General features: G+C 61.9%; 17 protein-coding genes. 13 read left to right on the forward strand and 4 right to left on the reverse strand.

All coding sequences use genetic code 11. The features are described from left to right. Window positions 1-184 precede the first annotated feature (184 nt). The 5 genes from NCR98_RS23120 (at window position 185) to NCR98_RS23140 (ending at window position 5,212) form a co-directional block, all read left to right on the forward strand. Window positions 185-403 (forward strand): hypothetical protein, encoded by a 219-nt coding sequence (locus NCR98_RS23120; RefSeq protein WP_244831790.1) that lies wholly within the window; start codon window positions 185-187, stop codon window positions 401-403. Between the two features lie 126 nt (window positions 404-529). After that, window positions 530-913 (forward strand): DUF2946 domain-containing protein, encoded by a 384-nt coding sequence (locus tag NCR98_RS23125; protein WP_284503509.1) that lies wholly within the window; start codon window positions 530-532, stop codon window positions 911-913. A gap of 204 nt (window positions 914-1,117) precedes the next feature. Further along, window positions 1,118-3,214, forward strand: a complete 2,097-nt coding sequence (locus tag NCR98_RS23130; protein WP_250527449.1) for a TonB-dependent receptor family protein — start codon at window positions 1,118-1,120, stop codon at window positions 3,212-3,214. Between the two features lie 10 nt (window positions 3,215-3,224). Then, the gene (locus NCR98_RS23135; RefSeq protein ID WP_250527450.1) at window positions 3,225-3,626 is read left to right on the forward strand and encodes a DUF2946 domain-containing protein; all 402 of its coding nucleotides are present in this window, start codon (window positions 3,225-3,227) and stop codon (window positions 3,624-3,626) included. A gap of 110 nt (window positions 3,627-3,736) precedes the next feature. Then, window positions 3,737-5,212: a PepSY-associated TM helix domain-containing protein gene (locus NCR98_RS23140; protein WP_250527451.1), complete on the forward strand. Its 1,476-nt coding sequence runs from the start codon at window positions 3,737-3,739 to the stop codon at window positions 5,210-5,212. A gap of 14 nt (window positions 5,213-5,226) precedes the next feature. On the opposite strand, the gene NCR98_RS23145 is transcribed toward NCR98_RS23140, so the two are convergent. Continuing rightward, window positions 5,227-6,048: an alpha/beta hydrolase gene (locus tag NCR98_RS23145; RefSeq protein WP_350029519.1), complete on the reverse strand. Its 822-nt coding sequence runs from the start codon at window positions 6,046-6,048 to the stop codon at window positions 5,227-5,229. A gap of 442 nt (window positions 6,049-6,490) precedes the next feature. Between NCR98_RS23145 and NCR98_RS23150 the strand changes: the two genes are divergently transcribed. Next, window positions 6,491-7,465, forward strand: a complete 975-nt coding sequence (locus NCR98_RS23150; protein WP_244831796.1) for a ferritin-like domain-containing protein — start codon at window positions 6,491-6,493, stop codon at window positions 7,463-7,465. A gap of 240 nt (window positions 7,466-7,705) precedes the next feature. On the opposite strand, the gene NCR98_RS23155 is transcribed toward NCR98_RS23150, so the two are convergent. Beyond that, window positions 7,706-9,676 carry a hybrid sensor histidine kinase/response regulator gene (locus NCR98_RS23155; protein WP_250527453.1) on the reverse strand — a complete coding sequence of 657 codons (1,971 nt, stop codon included), beginning with the start codon at window positions 9,674-9,676 and terminating at the stop codon, window positions 7,706-7,708. A gap of 293 nt (window positions 9,677-9,969) precedes the next feature. On the opposite strand from NCR98_RS23155, the gene NCR98_RS23160 reads away from it, so the two are divergent. Further along, complete coding sequence (locus NCR98_RS23160; protein ID WP_250511443.1) at window positions 9,970-10,842, forward strand: cytochrome c oxidase assembly protein; 873 nt, start codon at window positions 9,970-9,972, stop codon at window positions 10,840-10,842. Here NCR98_RS23160 and NCR98_RS23165 read toward each other — a convergent pair. Beyond that, complete coding sequence (locus tag NCR98_RS23165) at window positions 10,832-11,899, reverse strand: LacI family DNA-binding transcriptional regulator (RefSeq protein ID WP_244831800.1); 1,068 nt, start codon at window positions 11,897-11,899, stop codon at window positions 10,832-10,834. The two genes, NCR98_RS23160 and NCR98_RS23165, sit on opposite strands and share 11 nt — an antisense overlap. Window positions 11,900-11,998: 99 nt before the next feature. On the opposite strand from NCR98_RS23165, the gene NCR98_RS23170 reads away from it, so the two are divergent. Together NCR98_RS23170 and NCR98_RS23175 are read left to right on the forward strand one after the other, a co-directional pair. After that, window positions 11,999-13,177, forward strand: coding sequence for a phytanoyl-CoA dioxygenase family protein (locus NCR98_RS23170; RefSeq protein WP_250494910.1), 1,179 nt, complete (start codon window positions 11,999-12,001; stop codon window positions 13,175-13,177). 20 nt (window positions 13,178-13,197) lie between these two features. Then, on the forward strand, window positions 13,198-14,349 hold the full coding sequence (locus NCR98_RS23175) for a Gfo/Idh/MocA family protein (RefSeq protein ID WP_250527454.1): 1,152 nt from the start codon (window positions 13,198-13,200) through the stop codon (window positions 14,347-14,349). Here NCR98_RS23175 and NCR98_RS23180 read toward each other — a convergent pair. Further along, entirely contained in the window at window positions 14,346-14,987 is a 642-nt protein-coding gene (locus NCR98_RS23180; protein WP_250494908.1) for a DUF429 domain-containing protein, read from the reverse strand. The genes NCR98_RS23175 and NCR98_RS23180 overlap by 4 nt on opposite strands. Before the next feature lie 286 nt (window positions 14,988-15,273). Between NCR98_RS23180 and NCR98_RS23185 the strand changes: the two genes are divergently transcribed. The 4 genes from NCR98_RS23185 (at window position 15,274) to ilvD (ending at window position 20,245) form a co-directional block, all read left to right on the forward strand. Next, window positions 15,274-17,451, forward strand: coding sequence for a hybrid sensor histidine kinase/response regulator family protein (locus tag NCR98_RS23185; protein ID WP_250527455.1), 2,178 nt, complete (start codon window positions 15,274-15,276; stop codon window positions 17,449-17,451). A gap of 84 nt (window positions 17,452-17,535) precedes the next feature. After that, on the forward strand, window positions 17,536-17,808 hold the full coding sequence (hfq, locus tag NCR98_RS23190) for an RNA chaperone Hfq (RefSeq protein ID WP_250527456.1): 273 nt from the start codon (window positions 17,536-17,538) through the stop codon (window positions 17,806-17,808). Between the two features lie 11 nt (window positions 17,809-17,819). Then, complete coding sequence (locus NCR98_RS23195) at window positions 17,820-18,233, forward strand: hypothetical protein (RefSeq protein WP_250469866.1); 414 nt, start codon at window positions 17,820-17,822, stop codon at window positions 18,231-18,233. A gap of 152 nt (window positions 18,234-18,385) precedes the next feature. After that, window positions 18,386-20,245 (forward strand): dihydroxy-acid dehydratase, encoded by a 1,860-nt coding sequence (ilvD, locus tag NCR98_RS23200; protein ID WP_250469867.1) that lies wholly within the window; start codon window positions 18,386-18,388, stop codon window positions 20,243-20,245. Window positions 20,246-20,275: the final 30 nt, after the last annotated feature.

The following is a 20,275-nucleotide window of genomic DNA, read 5'->3' on the forward strand; positions in this document are numbered from 1 at the left end:
GTCCTTTTTTATATCAGTTGGGTTTTAGTTGAGCCTCGCAGTCCAAATCTCGCAGTCCAGATTTTCTCCCGCGCAGTTCATCAAACAGGCTAATTCGCCTGACATCCTTTAGTTTTCGTTTTTGCGGCATTAGTCCGCTGACTTTCCGTGTTCATTGCCGGAAGGCCTCTTCATTAAAATTAAAATGGCACATTCTCAAAACTACCGCGGTTATGCGGTATATCCGTCCGCGCATCGTTTGCGCGATCAAAGCTTCTCCGCGAATCTCCTCCTCGAGCGTTCCGACGAAGATCCCATCGACACGCAGTATCGTTTTTATTCGCTCGGCTATTTTTCGAAAGAAGCCGACGCCGTGAATTACTCACGCATCTGGGCACGCGACTGGATCGACGCGCGCGGCTGATCCAGCCTGCGACATGGATCCACGCAGCATTTCTTATAGCGGGAATTTTTCACGCTAGCGGCGTGTAAAGACAGTTAGCCGGATGGCATAATCGGCTGACTTTCATCTGCCTCCCCGCCTGGGCCTATGCGCAGCCGCACTCATCAACGAACGGGTTCTCTGCTGGCATTGCTTGCAATGCTGCTGATTACGTTCGCGCCGATGGTCTCGCAGCTGATCGCAGCCAATACGCATGACGGCATCCCGCTCGCCGAATTGTGTTCGGCACATGCTGCATCGGGCGATGCTGCTTCCGGTCATCACTCGCCCGACGCGCTCTCGCAATTCGACGGCAAAGCGTGTGGCTATTGTCACTTCTTCGCGCATACACCCGTCGTACCGGGCGCAAGCGCGAGCTTCGCGCTCGATGTTCCCGCAGCACGCGCTATCGCGGTCGCACGGACCGAGATCGAGCGTCCCGCACAGCCGTTCACCACCGCGCAACCGCGCGCGCCTCCCGTTCTGATCTGACTTCGTTTTGCCAACGCAATGCCGCACTGCCGTGAGGCGTTGCGCGGTCTCGCACGTTCGTCTGTTCGTGCGAGTCCCGATCAATCGAACTCGGAGATGAACCATGTTCACCACATTCGAACGTGGCGGCGCTTTGCCGTCCACGCGTCATACGCACGTCCCCGCCGGGACGTCTTCCGCGTCTTCTGCAATGGAGACGCAATCATGAGACGACTTGCCAGAAAGGGCGCGCTGATGACAGGCATGACGGCGCTCTTCGCAACGCGCGCCATTGCGCAGACGCCGCAAGACGACGCGACCGCCACACTTCCCGCAGTCATCGTCCAGGGCCAGTCCGCGAACTCGCTGACATCGCAAACTGTCATCAAGCAAAAGCAGACGCTCGATCAGACCGTCGGCTCCGTGGGCTTCGTGGATAGCGCCGATTACCGCGACACCTACGCGTTCACGTTGCGCGACGTGCTCAAGAACGTGCCCGGCGTGTTCGTGCAGACGCGCTACGGACAAGAGCTGCGCTTGTCGATTCGCGGCTCGGGCATCGCACGCGGCTATCACACGCGCGGCCTCGAAATTCTTCAGGACGGCATTCCCACCAATCTCGCCGATGGCAGCGGCGACTACTACCAGATCGACCCGCTCGCGCTGCAATCCGCCGAGGTCTATAAAGGCGGCAACGGTCTCGCGTATGGCTCGTCGACGCTCGGCGGCGCCATCGATTTCCTCACGCCCACCGCCTACACGGCGGATGCGCCCAACATCGTGCGGCTGGAAGGCGGCAGTTACGGCACCATCCGGGGCAGCGCGCAGTTCTCGCGCGTGGTCGGGCCGCTGGACTTCATCGGCACTTTCTCGGTGAATCATGCGGACGGTTATCGCGATCACGATCGCGGCCAGTACGAGCAGTTCAACGCGAATATCGGTTATAAATTTTCGCCCGATGTCGAAACGCGTTTCTATCTCGGCGCGTACATCATCGATCAGCAACTGCCCGGCACGCTGTCGCTGAGCGATGCCCTGAACAATCCCACGAAGGCTTCCGCGAGCGCGCTTGCCGGCGATCAGGCGCGCGACACGCGCACCGAGCGCATTGCCAATCGCACGACGGTCAAGCTCGATGTCGGACAGCTCGATTTCGTCACGTGGGCCATTCACAAGAGCCTTTATCACCCGATCTTCCAGGTGATCGATCAGGATGGCTGGACCTACGGCTTCGCGCCGCGTTATACGGCGACCATCGACGTGGGCGGCATGCGCAACGATGTGATCGCGGGCGCGCGTTTCTTCGGCGGCAACACCCAGGCGCGGCAGTACGTGAACGTGTCGGGCGAGCGCGGCACGCAAACGCTCGACTCGACACAAAGCGCCTATAACTACGAAGCGTATGTTGAAGACCGGCTCTTCTTTCTGCCGACCTTCGCCGTGATGGCCGGCTTCAAGGCGCTGCGCGACGTGCGCAAATATGTCGATCATGGCGGTCTCGCCGCCGATCCGAACTACAAGTCGGCGAGCGAAAATTTCAGCGGCGTGAATCCGAAGCTCGGCCTGCTGTGGCAACCGAACAAGGACATTCAGGCATTCGTGGATGTCACGCGCAGCCAGGATGTTCCGGACTTCACCGACCTCACGCAGACCTTCTCGAACACCACGCGCTTCACGCCGCTGGCATCGCAACATGCATGGACGCTTGAGATCGGCACGCGCGGCACGCGCGATCGCGTGAGTTGGGACCTGACCGCATATCGCTCGCTCGTGCGCGATCAACTGCTTCAATACACGACCGATCCCGACATTCCCGCCTCCACGTTCAACGCCAACAAGACCGTGCTGCAAGGCATCGAGGCGGGTGTATCGGTGGATGTGCTGCGCGACATCACGCATGCCGGCGCGGGCGACAAGATTACGTTGTCCGGGCTCTGGAATCTGAGCGATTTCCGTTTCAAGGACGATCCGCAATACGGCTCCAACCGCATCGCAGGCGTGCCGGTGAACGTGATCCGCGCGGCGCTTGGCTATTCGCGGCCCAACGGGTTTCATATATCGGCATCGGTGGACTGGGTTCCGGCGGGCGCATGGGCGGATGACGCCAACACCTTGCGCGTGCCCGGTTACACGCTCCTCGGCGTGCAGGCGGGAATGGATTTTCGCAATGGTCTCTCGGTTTTCGTCGATGCGCGCAACTTGACGAACAAGCGTTACGTGAGCGACATCAGCACGGTCGCCGATGCTCGCACGACCTCGAACGCAATCTTCTATCCGGGCGAAGGACGTAGCATTTTCGCGGGCATGCGCTACGCTTTCTAAGGCATCTTCATTGACCCACCGCGACATGCAGAGCCGTTTCTTTCGGACATGGTGCAGCTTGCTTGGATTGCTTGCGATCCTCATGGCAACGCTCGCGCCTACGGTTTCGCAACTCGTCGTCGCCGCGCGCATGCCGGCCATGACGATGGACGCGGACTGCCCGATGGAACGAACGCAATCGATGAGCGACGACGCGGACCACGCGTCTCACTCGCACACCACGATGCCGGATGGACAAGCATGCGGTTATTGCGGCCTGCTTGCGCATGTGCCCTTCATTCCGGGCTTGCCGGTGAGCTTTGCGGTCACCGCTCGCGCCATCGCGCAACTCGTCGCCACGCGTTTTGTCAGCACGTTACGCATCGAGCCGCGCACCTCGCGCCATGCGCGCGCCCCGCCCGCTTTCTCCTGAAGCCGATATCCGCTTGATCGATGCCGAACGTCGCGCAGGCATGCGCGCGCACTCGCATCGTGATGTCCCGATCCCACGATACGCCACCGAAAGTGGCATGGAGAAACACAATGCACGCGAAGACCAGCAGCGCCGCCTCGAGTGCGGCCCAGGCGGCCAGCGCATCCCAGGGCAGTTATCGAACGCTATGGCGCTGGCACTTTTACGCGGGGCTCTTCGTGATGCCCTTTCTGATCGTCCTCGCCATCACGGGAACGATCTATTGTTTTCAGCCGCAAATCGAGCCGTTGTTATACAGACAACAAATGGTGGTTGCACCGCGAACCACGCCACGTTTGCCTCCCGATCAACTGATGCACGATGCACGCGCGGCAGTGCCGCATGGCGCGGTCATATCGACAGTGCATGTTCTCGACGATCCTTCTCGCAGCGCCGAATTCGTCTTCAAGCTGCCGAGCGGCGAAAAGGAAAGTGTCTACCTCAATCCGTACACCGGCGCGGTGCTCGGCACGCTAAGCGTCGAGAACCGGTTCATCCAGCTCGATCGCATGGTGCATCGCAAACTGTTACTCGGCAAGGCTGGCGAGCTGTTGATGGAACTCGCCGCATGCTGGACGCTCGTGATGATCGGCACCGGGGTTGCGTTATGGTGGCCACGCACGAAGACCACCGCGCGCGATGCGCTGCTGCCGCGGCTCTCGCTTACAGGCCGGCCCTTGTGGAAGAACGTGCATGCGGTAATGGGCATTTGGCTTGCGTTCGGCGCGCTATTCTTCGTGGTGACGGGTTTGCCGTGGTCGGGTTCGTGGGGCAAAAACTTCAATGCGCTTGCGACGAGCGCGAATATCGGTACGCCGGCGGGCGCTTGGGGCGGCTTGCCCCTGCAATCATCCGTGCCGGGCAAGGCCAGCGTCGCGACCGCTTCGAACAATGCCGGCGAACATCGTCACGACGCCGGCAACGGCGATTCCATGCCCGGCATGGTGATGAGCGATCTACCCTTGACGCAAACACCGTGGGCCGTCACGAACGCCGCTGTTCCCGAGTCGCACGCAGCGGAAGGCGCACGCCTGCCGTTGCAGCGCGTGATGGATATCGCGGCATCGCTTGGCGTGGGAAGCGGCTATGAAATCGTGGTGCCATCGACGGCAACGGGCGTCTACACCGTCTCCTGGTTCCCCGCTGATCCGAAACTCGAACGCACCCTCTACGTGGATCAATACAGCGGCGCGGTGCTCAAGGACATCCGCTATCGAGACTATGGCGCAGTTGCGCAGGCGGTTTCGTACGGCACGTCGCTGCACATGGGCCGATACTTCGGCTTCTGGAATCAACTTGCATGCGCGTCGATTTCGCTCAGCCTCGCGGCAATGGCCGTCACCGGCTTCGTCATGTGGTGGAAGCGTCGTCCGCAACGCACGCTCGGCGCACCGGCGCGTGAGCGACTGGCGCCGCCCATGCGCGCATGGAAGACCGGACTCGCGCTGCTTGGCATCGTATTCCCGTTGATGGGACTCACCATGCTCGCCGTCTGGCTGATGGACCGGCTGATGTTCGATCGCGCGTTTCGCCGCATCGCATCATAAGGACATGACGCGCGTCACTTCGCCGACGCTGCACGGCTTGCGTTGAGTGACGTCTGATCGATGAACGCGGTGACGTCGTCGAGCACCGGTGCAACCTTGATGAGCGGCGACAGCGCGCGCACCGGTCGCCCCACGCTCCCGACGATCATCGCGTGATTGATGCCCGCGTACTGCTTCACCTCGACGCTGTCGCCTGCTTCGTTGGCACGCGCCGCGAACCGGAACGTGTTGCCGGGATCGACCGTTACATCCGACAAACCGACGCCCAGAAAGAGCGGCGGCTCGTGGCCGCTTACATGATTGATCGGCTGGCTCGCCGCTCTGAGACTCGCGGGAAAGATGCTCCTGAGCGCATCGTCCTTCAAGGGCAGGAAGTCATACGGACCGGACAACCCTATCGCGCCAGCAAGCGAACTCGTATCCACGCCATCGGCGGCCAGATAGTGCTTGTCCGTGACGAGCAGCATGACGATATGCGCGCCCGCCGAGTGTCCCATCAGGAAGATGCGCTCGGGGTCTGCGCCGTAGTCTTTCGCATGCGCCTTCGCCCATGCAACGGCGGCAGCCGCGTCCTCGACGAAACCTGGAAAAAGGGTGGACGGATATAAGCGGTAATCGGGAATGACCGTGACGATGCCGCGCGACGCCAGCGCCTCGCCCACGAAGAGGTAGTCACGACGGCTTCCCGATTGCCAGCTTCCGCCATAGAAGAACACGACCATCGGCCGGCCGCGTGGGTTATCCGTGGATGCGCGCGGCACATAGATATCGGCTTCGTGCCTGTCACCCTCTCCATAAGGAACGGCGCGTTGTACATCGAAATCATTGCTTGGCACGAGTGCATTCAGGAGCCTGACGGGACTGCATGCGGTCAGCGCCGACAACACGGCAAAGCAGGAAACGAGCTTGAGCGATAAGCGGCGAGACTGTAGATACGGCATGTCGGATGAAGAAGTTGAAGAGAGCGATTGACGCCACTTACGCTATACGCAAGTGCGTGTCTTGCGGATGCAAAAACATCTTTATTCGAGCACCGTCATGTTTCCCGATGCTCGTCCCGCATCGAGTAAAGAACTCGTCAATCACCGGATAGATGCAAGCATGTGTTACAGCGCGAATCTCTTCGCACGATCTTCAACGTATCCGTCGACGTGGCTGCCAGACATATCGGTCGAGTCTGCTCACCATCGAAACAGTCCGTTGGAGAAGCGCGGCGCATGCCCCTTCGTCCATGCGGAAAACATGTACGCCCATCTACCTGAGATAAAGGAGACTGACATGCTCGAAGATATTGCGGTGACATCGGTGCTCGACCGTCGAGTGGAACGACGTGAAAAGCGGCGCCAGTTCTTTCGGAGTGCTGGCGGCCTGGGACTAGGGCTCGTCGGCGGCACGATTCTCGGCGCCTGCGGGGGCGGCTCGGGCGATAACGCCAATGCCGCAACCGGCCCAACCGATGCCGAGATTCTCAACTTCGCATTGAATCTCGAATATCTCGAAGCAACGTTCTATGCCTACGCAACGACCGGCGCAGGACTCCCCGCCAATCTCATGAGCGGCGTGGGCACGCCAGGAAAGGTCGTGGCCGGACAACAAGTCCAGTTCTCCGATCCCGTCGTCGCCGCTTATGCACGCGAGATTGCCAAGGATGAACTGGAGCACGTGGCGTTCCTTCGCACGGCGTTAGGCGCATCCGCCGTGGCGATGCCCGCGCTCGATGTCGGCGGTGTCGATCCGAACGGGGCCTTCTCGCTCGCGGCCCAAGCGGCGGGCCTGGCTCCGGCTGGCACGGCGTTCAACCCTTATCTGAACGACAACAACTTCCTCCTCGGCGCCTATATTTTCGAGGACGTGGGCGTGACCGCTTATAAGGGCGCGTCGCCGCTCATTACGAACAAGACCTATCTGGAAGCGGCAGCGGGCATTCTCGCGGCCGAGGCCTATCACGCGGGTCTCGTTCGGACGGTGCTCTATACGAAGGGTATTCAGACACCGAGCCTCGTGACCGCGACGCAAGCCATTTCCGATGCGCGCGATTCGCTCGATTCATCCAGCGATGTCGATCAGGGTATTGCGGGCGCGTCGTCGCAAATCTCGAACATCGTCCCGCTCGATAGCAACGGCATCGCGTTCAGCCGCTCGTATGACGATGTGCTCAACATCGTTTATCTGAGCAAGGCGGCAGTGAACAAAGGCGGCTTTTTCCCGGCAGGCGTCAACGGCAGTCTGAATATGAGCAGTGCCTTCGTGTAAGTCTTCGCATCACGGGTAGGTTCATCGCGCGGCTCGCTTGAATGGGAGTCGCGCGGAATTGCTTTTACCGCTCAAAGGAGCGCCGAATCATGGGTGACACATCGGTCGGAGACTGGAGAATGCGCGTGCGGCTCAGCGTCGTCGCGTGTTTTCTCGCTGGCGGTGCGCTGTTGCAATGCTTGGCGTCGCTGCACTTGTTGCGAGGCGGCTTTTAGCCGATTCGCGCGCCTTCTCGCAAGTTCAGGCGCCGAGCATGGCGCGTACGCGATCAAGCAGCGCCTCCGTCGAAAACGGCTTGGTGAGCATCTGCATGCCTGTATCCAGCGAGTTGTTCGCGGTCGCCGCTTGCGCATAGCCCGTGATGAACAACACCGGCAGCGCGGGATGATGCATACGGGCGGCATCGGCCATCTGTCTGCCGTTTAGGCCAGGCAGGCCCACGTCCGTAATCAGCAAGTCGACCGGCGTCTTGCTCTGCAAGACAGCGAGCCCCGAGGGACCGTCGTGCGCGGTCATCGTCTTGTAGCCCAGGCGCTCGAATAATTCCTGGAGCACCTGGCGAACGGTTTCGTCGTCATCGACGATGAGGATGGTTTCGCCCGCGCCCGTGCCGATTTCCTTGCGGTGGACCGACGCGTCCGGTGCCGCGTCCGCCTGTTCCATCTCTTCAGGAAGAAACAGTCGCACCACGGTGCCGACGCCGACGCTGCTATCGATGGTCACGAAGCCGCCGGACTGGCCGACGAAGCCATAGACCATCGACAATCCGAGGCCCGTGCCCTGCCCTAGCGGCTTGGTCGTAAAGAACGGCTCGAACGCCTGATTGACGACGTATTGCGGCATGCCGGAGCCGGTGTCCTTGACCGCGATGCAAACGTACTGTCCAGGGCGCGCATCCTTGTGCATGCGTGCCTCTTTCTCGCTGATCGTCTTGCGCGATGTCTCGATGGACAACGACCCGCCGTCGGGCATGGCGTCGCACGCGTTGATCGCGAGATTGAGCAAGGCGCTTTCGAGCTGGTTCGTATCGCAGAGCACGAAGCACGGCTCGGCATCCGCGACGACGGAAAGCGCGATGGTCTCCTTCGCCATCTGCTGAATCAGGTCTTCGAGCGATACGACGAGCTCGCGAATATCCACCGACTTCGGCGCGAGCGGCTGCCTGCGCGAAAACGCCAGCAGACGATGCGTGAGCCCCGCCGCGCGCTTGGCCGAAGAGATCGCCATCTCGATGAAGCGATCGAGGCCAGCGGTATTGCCCTTCGTGACGAGATGCCGGATGAGTTCGAGCGGTCCGATCACGCCTTGCAGCATGTTGTTGAAGTCGTGCGCGATGCCGCCGGTCAGATGCCCGACCGCTTCCATTTTCTGACTCTGGCGCAGCTGCTGTTCGAGGTCCCGCTGCGAAGTCATGTCGATGCCGACGCCCGTGCGCCGCACCGGCACGCCTGCGTCGTTGAAATGCGTATTGCCGCGCGACAAGACCCAACGGGTAGAACCGTCGGGATGACGAATGCGGTACTCGAGTTCGAGATCGCCGCTGCGCACGAGGCCGCCCGACATCGTGGACTGCAACGCGGCGCGGTCGTCCGGATGGACATTCGCGAGAAATCCCTCGCGCCTGATGCCGCGCGCGGCTTCCTTGGCGTCGATGCCGTAGAGCTCCGACACGGCTGCATCGCAGAAGAAGCAGTCGCTTGCGACCTCATACGTCCACGCGCCCACGCCGCTGACCGCCGACAGCGCAAGCCGCGCGAAGTCTCGAGAATCGTTCAGTGCGATCTCGCGATCGCGCAGTTCCGTGATGTCGCGCGCCACGATGAAAATGCGTCCGCGCATGCGATCCACTCGACCGTCCAGCAGACGATAACTGCCCGAAGCCGTGCGCATGCGACTTTTGAATTCAGCGGTGGAACCGTCGCGATCGAGCTTTTGCAGTGCGTGCAGCGTTTCCTCGCGGTCTTCCTCATGCACGAACTCGCCGAGATTCTGGCCGATGATTTCGTCGAGCGACCAGCCGAGATTGCGCGTCCACGCGGGATTGACGTTCGCGAGCGAGCCTTGTTCGTCGGCGACGGCCAATAGATCGCGACTGAGTTGCCACAGCACTTGTTCGTGCGCGTCGTCGCGTGAATTCAGTTGCGCACGCAAGGACTCGATTTCGGCCTGAAGCGCCGCAACGTCCTGATGCGAGGAAGATTCGTCTGTCATCGACTAAAGGCTAAAGGCTTTCAAAAGAAACTCTGCGTGCCGAATGCAAGCGATCCGCCGACGATAATACCGTTTTGTCGGCAACGTGAAGGCGTGCGTCGCGGCAACCGACGAGTTTAAGCGGATATGGGTTTTCGCGCGGGATTCGGCCGGCGCGTGGCGCGACTTACCGTCGCATGCAATCGATGTCATACGGCGCGTTCGCGTCGAATACGCGGCGGCGGTCAGCAGAATTCAAGGCGCGGTTGATACCATGCACGCCATTGCACACTCGCACTCTCGCCTGTCTTCTTATGTCGCTCATCAGTTTGCTCGAACCGTGGGAGCCGTCGTACGCGCTGGTTGCCGTGTTTATCGTCGTGGCCGGGCTGTTTGCGCGCGGCGCGCGAAAGGCGCGCATGAGCGTGGCGCGGCGCATCGCGTTCTGGACCGGAATCGTCCTCTTCTACGTCGCGCTGCACACGAAAGTGGACTACTACGCCGAGCATCAGTTCTTCGTGCATCGTTTGCAGCATCTCGTGCTGCATCATCTGGCGCCGCTCGTTCTCATGGCTTCGTATCCGGGCGCCGCGCTGCGTGCGGGCCTGCCGTTCGCCTGGCGGCCCCTGCTACGGAACTGGCAACGCAGTCGCGGCGCGCGTCTGCTCGGAGCGGTACTGCTGAATCCTACGGTCATCGGCATGGCGTTCATCGTGTCGGTGCTCGTGTGGCTGCTGCCTTCAATCCAATTCGTGTCGATGCTCGACTGGCGCATTTATCGCTTCATGAACTGGTCCGTCGCGATCAGCGGACTCATGTACTGGTGGATGATCCTCGATCATCGCCCGAGCCCGCCGAGCCGCGCGCGGCCTGGCTTGCGCGTGCTGTCGCCCGTCATCACCATGACGCCGCAAATTCTGGCGGGTGCGTTGATCACCTTCAGCTCGCGCGATCTCTACCCAGTGTTCGAAGTTTGCGGTCGCGCGTTCACGTCCGTTCCGCCCGCGCTCGATCAGAGCCTCGGCGGACTCATCATGTGGGTGCCAGCCGCCGTGCTGGAAACCGTCGGCGCGATGATGGCGCTGCGCCTGATGATGCGTCTGTCGAACTCGCCGCGCGAAAAGGCGCGTCAGGCATCGAGGAGAAGGTCGGCACGACAGGACCGCGTTCACCCGGTCACACGCTAGGCCGCGTGCCCGTGTTTGCAGAAAAGCGCGACGCCACGAAGGCCGGGATGTTTTCGGGCGTGACCACCACGACCGACGACGACAGCGCCACGCCCGAAGCAGGAAGCAGCTTGTGAAACTGCATCACGTGCTGACAGGCCGAACGCATGTCTTGACGAAGATCGTGGTGCAGCACAGCGGAGATCGCGCCCTCGCGCAGCAGATGCGTGTTCTCCCGGTCCAGATCGTGCGCGACGAAACACTTCGGCCGAAGCCCCAATGCTTCGAGCGCTCGGAGTATCGCGACGTTGCCGCCGCCGATCGAATAAACCGCCGCGATTTTTTGGCCACCGCCGACAGCCTGCCTCACGCGTTCTTCCGTCGCCGCGTCGAGACCGTGGCCACCGCTGGCATCGATCAAGGCGAGCCGCGGGTTGCGCGCGCGTAGTGCCTGCCGGAAGCTCAGTTCGCGTTCCTCTTCGCCGCGAAAACGTTCGTGGCTCAACGTGACGAGCACATTGCCCGGCCGCCGACCCAGCCACTGTCCGATGAGATACGCCGCCGTGGCGCCTGCCGCGCGGTTATCGAGGCCCGCGTAGGTGATTCGGCCGGACGACGGGATGTCGGTGAAAACCGTCACCACCGGAATGCCACACGACTGAAGCTCGGCAATCGCGCTCGAAATCTCCGGCACATCGCGCGCTTTCAGAAAGACGCCGTGACTGCCCCGGCGCGCGATGTCGCGCAGCGCCTGAACCACCTCGGACGCAACCATGCTTTCGCGCATGAGATAGCGCATACGGAACACGGCGGGATGCAGGCCCGGCACTTCGGCTTCCAGCGCCTCGCGAATCTCGTCGGCGAATCGGCGCGGCGCTTCCACGACGACATCGACGACGATCTTGCGGCCCGTCGTCGCCAACTGGAATTGCTGCTGTTCCAGTTCCCTGATCGCCTGTTCGATACGCCGCCGCGTATGTTCGCGCACGTGCGCCCGCCCGTTCAGCGCGCGGTCCACGGTGGCGGTGCCGACACCCGCCTGAAGCGCGATTTCCTTGATCAGAAACGGGTGAGACATGGCTTCGCGTCCCGGCGTTTTGATGTGTTTTTGATGTTTCGATGATAACGCAGCCCGCGTCGATAAGACTAAGCTTGTCGCCAGAGTTGAGGAGACACCATGACGTCGGCGCAGCGGTCGGGCTGGTATCGGGAAGAGGATTGTTCGGTGAGCGACTTCGTGGCGCAGGTCGAAGCCGCGGATGACATTGAAGCGCTCGAGTACTGCGCCGAAGTGCGCGAGCGCATCCCTGTTTATGCGTGCCCCGAACTCGAGAACGTGCTCGGCGATGCCGCGCGTCGCCAGTCCTTGCTCGCGGAATGGGCGCACGTGCTGTCGAAGGGCGCCGGTGTTTTCGTGCTTCGGGAAGCGTATGCGGATACCGCGCCCATCGACGAAGCTACCGAAGTCTTCGAGGCAATCATTCGCGAGGAACGCGCTGCGGGCGGCGGCAAGGCGGACCACTTCGCCAAGGCCGGAGCGAACGACCGCATCTGGAACGCGCAGGAAAAGCTCTGCCTGAAAGCGCCAGCCGTCTTCGCCCGATACTTCGCCAATCCCGTCATCGCGGCTGCATCGGAAGCGTGGCTGGGGCCGGGTTATCAGATGACATCGCAAGTGAATGTCGTGCGGCCGGGCGGTGCGGCGCAGCAGGCGCATCGCGACTTCCACCTCGGTTTCCTCACGGTCGACGAGGCGCAGCGCGTTCCCGCGCACGTTCACGCAATGTCGCCGTTTCTCACTTTGCAAGGCGCGGTCGCGCATGGCGACATGCCGGTTGAAAGCGGTCCCACCAAGCTGCTGCCCTGTTCGCAGCGCTATGCCGAAGGCTACGTCGCGTGGCGGCGACAAGACTTCCGCGACTACTTCGAAGCGAACTTCGTGCAGTTGCCGCTGAAAAAGGGCGATGCAATCTTCTTCAGCCCCGCGCTATTTCATGCGGCCGGCTCGAACCGGACCACGGACGTTCAGCGCATGGCGAATCTGCTACAGGTGTCGTCGGCGTATGGACGTGCGATGGAGTCGCTCGACCGCAACCGCATGTGCGCCGCGCTTTATTCCGTGCTGCGCGAGATGCGTGCCGAAGGACGCATCACGAATACGGAAACCCGGACGATCATCGCTTCCTGCGCGGAAGGCTACGCGTTCCCGACGAACCTCGATCTCAATCCGCCGCTCAACGGTCTTGCGCCGGCCACACAGCAGGATCTGTTCAACCAGGCAATCGAAGAAGCCTGGTCCGCGCAACGGTTCGATGACGCGCTCACCCACTACGCGTCGCTCGGGCGCACCGCTTGACCTTCCAACGGGACTCGACAATGACGATCGACATCATCGGACGGCGCATCCGTCTTGGACTCGTAGGCGGCGGACCGGGCTCGATAATCGGCGAGACGCATAGGATCGCGGCGCGGCTCGATGGTCAATACGAGGTTGTCGCGTGTGCGCTGACTTCGGACGCCGTGCGCTCGCGCGAGGCGGGCATTGCGCTTGGCATCGTTGCAGAACGCGCGTATGGCTCGTGGCAGGAGATGCTGCAAGCCGAAGCTCAACGTCCCGACCGGATGGACGTGGTCGCCGTCATGACGCCCAACGACTCGCACTACGACATCTGCATGCAGGCGCTGGATCGCGGATTTCATATCATCTGCGACAAGCCGCTCGCGCACGGGCTCGCCGCCGCGCGGGACATTGCGCGCAAAGTCGCCGAGACACACGCCGAATTCTGCGTGACCTACTGCTATACCGGTTACCCGATGGTGCGACAAGCGCGCGACATGGTCGCGGCGGGCGAACTGGGCGAGATCAGGCAAGTGCATCTGCAATACATCCAGGGCTATTTCGCGGACCACGACTTGCCCTCGGGATGGCGCACCGAGGGCAAACGCGGTGGCGAGTCGCTCGTCCTCATGGATATCGGCACGCACGCGTTTCATCTTGGCGGCTTCGTCACGGGACTCGACGTCACGAAAATCTGCGCGGACCTCGGCTCGGCCATTCCCGGCCGCCAGGTGGACGATTATGTCGGCGCGTTGACGCACTACGGCAACGGCGCGCGTGGCTCGTTTTACGTGACCAATGCGGCCGCGGGTTCCGAGCATGGCCTGAGCTTTCGAATTCATGGCGACGCGGGCGGCCTGGAATGGCATCAGGAAGAGCCGAACCGGTTGATCCATCGGCGCAAGGATGGCTTCGAACAGATCATCACGCGCAGACTCGGGCCCGCCACGAGCCAAGGCGCGCAGCAATCGACACGCATTGCGATAGGGCATCCCGAAGGTTACTTCGAGGCGTTTGCGAATCTGTACACCGAGTTCGCGAAGCGCGTCGCCAACCGATTGGCCGGGCGCGATGTCTCCGGCGAAGCGACGCTCTACCCGGGTGTCATCGACGGCGTGAAGGGCCTCGCTTTCGTCGCGGCGGCGGTGCAAAGCGCGAACGCCGGACGCTGGACGGATGTGGCCATCTAGAGCGTCTTATCCGGCACGACGATAAAGCCTCCGGCCTCGTCGCCGAAGGCGCGCGTGTTGCCTTCGACAAAGCGCTGCGCCGTGACCGCGCAGAGCGCTGCATCCACGAAGTCGATCGATTTCAGCCGCGTCGTTTCAAAGCCCAGGTCTTCGAGAAGGCGTCGGCGCTGCACGCGCTTCAGCTTCGCCGACGCGACTTCGCGCCCAAGGAGCGCACATGTCGTCGCGTGCGGAAACGTCTCGATGGCGACTGCCTTGCCCGAGTATCGATTCGTTTCGAGAATGGGATGAGTGTTCGCGAATGCATCGTACACACGCGCGCCGTTGATCATCCAGTCGAAGAACCCGCTCGGATTCGATTCTGCGCGTTGGAGCGTTGGCGTCGAAAAACAGGAGATGCGTTCGCGCGCCAGTTGCCGCTCGGCCGTGCGCCCAACGCCTTCCGCTCCCCAACGACAAGGGGCATCGATGGCGACGACAGCGACGCCGAAGCGCAGGCACTGCTCGTGTAATTCGAGCGGATGCGTGCTGGTCAAAACGCATTCGATGCCGCGGCCCCTCACGATGACCAGATGAAACCCCTTCTTCGTCCCGCCGACATCGATACCGGCCACGAATTTTTGATCGACAACGCTCAACTTGTTCCTCTACTCTTATCAGGAAGTACTGCCGCGTGCGCAAATGCGACCTGCTGGTGCCTGTTTGCGCGGTATGACGATTGCTACGGATTACGAATAAGCCTCGCCGCGAAATAAAGGCGAAGCTCAAGAGCCGACCTGAGAGACCGGCTCGGGATGTCAGACAAAGAGCGAAAGCCGCATTGAAATGCGAAGTTTTCGCCTATTCCGAGGACAGTGACATGCGTACCAATATCGGCCCGCCATCCGACATGGCTAATCGGGTGCGCTCGTCCGGAGGTCTTCAATGACCGGCGCCGCCACGTCCTCCAAAGACGCATCCGACGAAGTTTCGAGACATACCCCCGACTTCCAGACCGCGCGCCGGCGACTCATGGCCGCGCTCGTCACCTCCGTTACGGTTCCCCTGCTGTGCGCGGCATTGTACGGCTACGTTACGTACGATCGCGCCATTCACGAAAAGCAAATTGCGCTCGACCGTCTTGCGTGGATCGCCGAGTGCAAGCTCGTCAACCTTCTCGATCTGAATCGCGAACTTTTTGCACGTGTCGGAGAGGCAATCGGCTCGACCGACGAGGTAACGCTGCGCACCCAACAGGTGCAGTTGCACGACACGCTGAGTGCGCTCGTCACCAAGCTGCCGCACGTGGCGGCGCTTTCCGTGGTTGGACGAACCGGCCAAATACTCGCGACAAGTAAGCAGATGCCCGCGCCTGCCGTATCGATAGGCGACCGGGACGACTTTCTGGCCACGCGCGCCGCGCACGCACCGCTGTATGTGTCGATGCCGGTGCGCGGCCGGATGGCAGGCCTTGATATCGTGAACGAACTCGTTGCGCGGACCGCGAGCGACGGGCGCTTTATTGGCGCGGTGGTCGTTTCGCTCGACCGTAATTATTTGCTCGACTTTTATCGCCAGCTTCTCGTGGACAATCCTGGACTTACGCTCGGTCTGTATCGACAGGACGGCGGCATCCTCGTGCGTCTGCCGGCGCCGAAGCTAACGAATGCGCCGACGCATCATGTGCCGCTCGCCAACGCGTTCGCGCGCAGGGTGTCCATCGGCTCCCTGCGAGGCGACTCACCGCTCGATGGCGGCCAGAGCATGATGGCGTTTCGCGAGGCATCGAATTACCCGGTCTATGTTTCGGCGAGTTATGCGATGAGCGACGTGATACACGACTGGTGGCACGACGACATGCTGGTGGCCGGACTCGCGCTCGTGCCATGCGTCTGCTTGTGGTTTCTCGTCGTATTCTCGCTGCGCCGCCTCAAGGCGGAAGAGGCGGCTTGGCTCAACTGGCGCCGCGAACTGGCGATGCGCCAGCGCGCCGAAGACGCGACGCGGCATCTGCAACGCATGGGCGCGCTCGGTAATCTCGTGGCGAGCGTGGCACACGACTTCAACAACCTGCTGATGGTCGTCACGGCCAACATGGAGCTCGTGCGGCGCAAGAACTATATCGGCGTCAGGAACGAGGTGAACGCGGTCGAGCGCGCGTCCATCAATGCGCGAGTCTTGGCTCGCCGGCTGATGAGCGTCGCACGCAAGCAGCCGTTGCAACAGCGCGTGCTCAATCTGAACCGCTGGCTCGAACAGGCGGAGCCGCTGCTCCATTCGGCCATGAGCAGCAAGATCACGGTGCAAATCAATGCGCCGGACGCGCTCTGGATGGTCAAGGTCGATCCTGTCGAGCTCACGTCCGCGCTCGTCAATCTTGCCGTCAATGCGAAAGACGCGATGCGTGGCGGCGGCCATTTCATCGTCACCGCGCGCAATACCTCGTTCAGCAGCCGGCGCTACAGCGTTCCGCCCGGCGATTACGTGGTGATCGAAAGCCGCGACACCGGAACCGGCATGAGCGACGAAGTGGCGCACCAGGCTTTCGAGCCGCTCTTCACCACGAAGGCAGCGGGCGCGGGCACGGGCCTCGGACTCGCTCAGGTACTGGCCATGGCCGAGCAAGCCGGAGGCACGGCGCGACTGGAGACGACATGGGGAAAAGGCACGACCGTTTTCATCTACCTTCCACGCTGGACGGGCGCCGCGCCGCTCGAAGCAGACGAAGCGGAACCGGTCAGCGTGCCTTTGATCGACAATGAGACGTCCGTGCTGCTGGTCGAGGACAACGAGGAAGTGGCTGCGGGACTCGTCGCGGTGCTGGACGTGCTCGGCTGGCACGCGCGCCACGAGTCGGACGGAGACGCGGCCATGCGCGTATTAAAGGAGGGAAACCGATTCACTCTGGTACTGTCCGACATTCAGATGCCGGGCTGCGACGGAATTTGCCTGGCCGAATGGATAAGAAAACATTTGCCCCGGCAAGCGGTCGTGCTTATGACAGGTTACGCTGATCATCTCGCCGAGGCGCGTCGCCTGGGTGTAACCGTTCTGGCGAAACCGTTTAATACCGACGACCTCAGGGCGCTCCTTACCGGAGTACCGATGACTTACCCGGAATGAGCGCCGGCACATATGCTTTACTACACAGATACGCCCCTGTGATAACAATTTTTAGGCGAATAACGCAAGTCGAGGATGGCCGCTATGTCACAAGTCGAATATGAAATTCAATCCGCATTCCTGGATGCCCTGATAGCCGAACGAAAAACCGTCTGGGTTTTTCTCGTGAACGGTATAAAACTCACCGGCGTCATCGAGTCTTTCGATCAGTACGTCATTGCCGTGCAGTCGCCGGTAGGCTCGCAGGCCATCTACAAGAACGCGATCTCCACTGTGTGCGAGCCGCATACGCTGCCGCCGAGAAGGACGGACGAACGTACGCCGATGGCGCGCGTGCAGCGTCCGCGACGCGCGTAACGAACAACGCGTTGCGCACTTTATCCGTGAAGACCGGCTCCCTGTTTGTTGCACTGTGGTTGTGGGCCGGCGCGGTCCGGGCCGACGTGGCGTGCTATCCGGTCGGCACGGCAATCACGCTTTTCGGCACCGCCGTGCGTGAAGACGTGGAATCGAGCGATGGCTCCGTCAGGACCGCCTGGATGCTCGCAATGGACCCGCCCCTGTGCGTCGTGGACAGGCGGTTTTCGCAGGACGCGCTGGGACGGCTCATGGTCCCGCGCATACAGCTCATTGGCGTGCCGCCGCCTCCGGTGCGGGTCCCTATCGCCGTTACTGGCACGCTCTCCACGCGCAATGCGCCGCAGTATTTCATCGTGCCGAGCGCCATGTGGGTAACGCCACCCCGGCCACCCCAGCCGCTCCAGCCGCCCGTATCGCGATAAAACCGCCAAAGCCGCATCCAGCGGTCGTTTCAGGGCCTGTGGGATAATATTGGGATTGCCCGCGGCGAAGCTCAAAAGGTCGTTCGCACGGGCGCATGTCCGGCCGCTCATCCCCTGGCCCGCATTCTTCCCCGCGACTCCTCGAAATCACAATGCCCGCATACCGTTCCAAAACCTCCACCGCCGGCCGCAACATGGCGGGAGCGCGCTCGCTGTGGCGCGCCACCGGCATGAAAGACGAAGACTTTTCGAAGCCGATCATCGCCGTCGTCAATTCGTTCACGCAGTTCGTTCCCGGACATGTCCACCTGAAAGATCTCGGTCAGCTCGTCGCGCGCGAGATCGAGGCAGCGGGCGGCGTCGCCAAGGAATTCAACACCATTGCGGTCGATGACGGCATCGCCATGGGTCACGACGGCATGCTGTATTCGCTGCCGAGCCGCGAGATCATCGCGGATTCGGTCGAGTACATGGTCAACGCGCACTGCGCCGACGCCATGGTCTGCATTTCCAATTGCGACAAGATCACGCCGGGCATGTTGATGGCCGCCATGCGCCTCAACATTCCGGTTGTCTTCGTGTCCGGCGGACCGATGGAAGCCGGCAAGACGCATCTTGCCAATCCGAAGACCAAGGCAATCGAGTTCAAGAAGCTCGATCTGGTCGATGCCATGGTGATCGCCGCCGACGCCTCCTACTCCGACGCCGATGTCGCCGAGGTCGAACGCTCCGCGTGCCCGACGTGCGGTTCGTGCTCGGGCATGTTCACGGCCAACTCGATGAACTGCCTGACCGAAGCGCTCGGTCTGTCGCTGCCGGGCAACGGCACGGTGGTCGCCACGCACGCGGATCGCGAGCAGCTTTTCAAGCGCGCGGGGCGCCGTATCGTCGGTCTGGCGCGGCAGTATTACGAGCACGAGGAAGACCGCGTGCTGCCACGCTCGGTCGGCTTCAAGGCGTTCGAAAACGCGATGACGCTCGACATCGCCATGGGCGGCTCGACCAACACGATCCTGCACTTGCTGGCCATTGCACGCGAGGCGGAAATCGACTTCACCATGACGGACATCGACCGCCTTTCACGCGTCGTGCCGCAACTGTGCAAGGTCGCGCCGAACACGAACAAGTATCACATCGAGGACGTGCATCGCGCGGGCGGCATCATGGCTATCCTCGGCGAACTGGATCGAGCGGGTAAGCTGCATACCGACGTGCCGACGGTCCACGCGCACACGCTCAAGGACGCGCTCGACGAGTGGGACATCAAGCGCAATCCCGACGATGCCGTGAAGACCTTCTACATGGCCGGTCCCGCAGGCGTGCCGACGCAAGTGGCGTTCAGCCAGAACACGCGTTGGCCGAGTCTCGATACGGATCGCGCCGAAGGTTGCATCCGCTCGTATGAACACGCGTTCTCGCGCGAAGGCGGACTGGCGGTGCTCACGGGCAATATCGCGCTGGACGGCTGCGTGGTGAAAACGGCTGGCGTGGACGAGAGCATTCTGGTGTTCGAAGGCACGGCTCATGTCACCGAATCGCAGGACGAGGCGGTCGAAAACATTCTGAACGACAAGGTCAAGGCGGGCGACGTGGTGATCGTGCGCTACGAAGGTCCGAAGGGCGGACCCGGCATGCAGGAGATGCTTTATCCGACGAGCTACATCAAGTCCAAGGGGCTCGGCAAGTCGTGCGCGCTTCTCACGGACGGGCGTTTTTCGGGCGGCACGTCGGGGCTGTCAATCGGTCATTGCTCGCCCGAAGCGGCGGCGGGCGGCGCTATCGGCCTCGTGCGCAATGGCGACAAGATTCGCATCGACATTCCGAATCGCACTATCGACGTGCTGCTGTCGGATGACGAGCTCGCGCGCCGCCGCGAAGAGCAGAACGCCCGAGGCTGGAAGCCGGCCGCGCCGCGTCCGCGCAAGGTATCGACCGCGCTCAAGGCTTACGCCAAGCTCGTGATGTCGGCGGATAAGGGCGCGGTGCGGGACGCTTCGCTGCTGGACGATTGAGGTCGTCGCGGGCTTCGGCGGCGGCGTGCG

The sequence above is a fragment of the Caballeronia sp. GAWG2-1 genome (genome assembly GCF_023631405.1).
Taxonomy (GTDB): Bacteria; Pseudomonadota; Gammaproteobacteria; order Burkholderiales; family Burkholderiaceae; genus Caballeronia.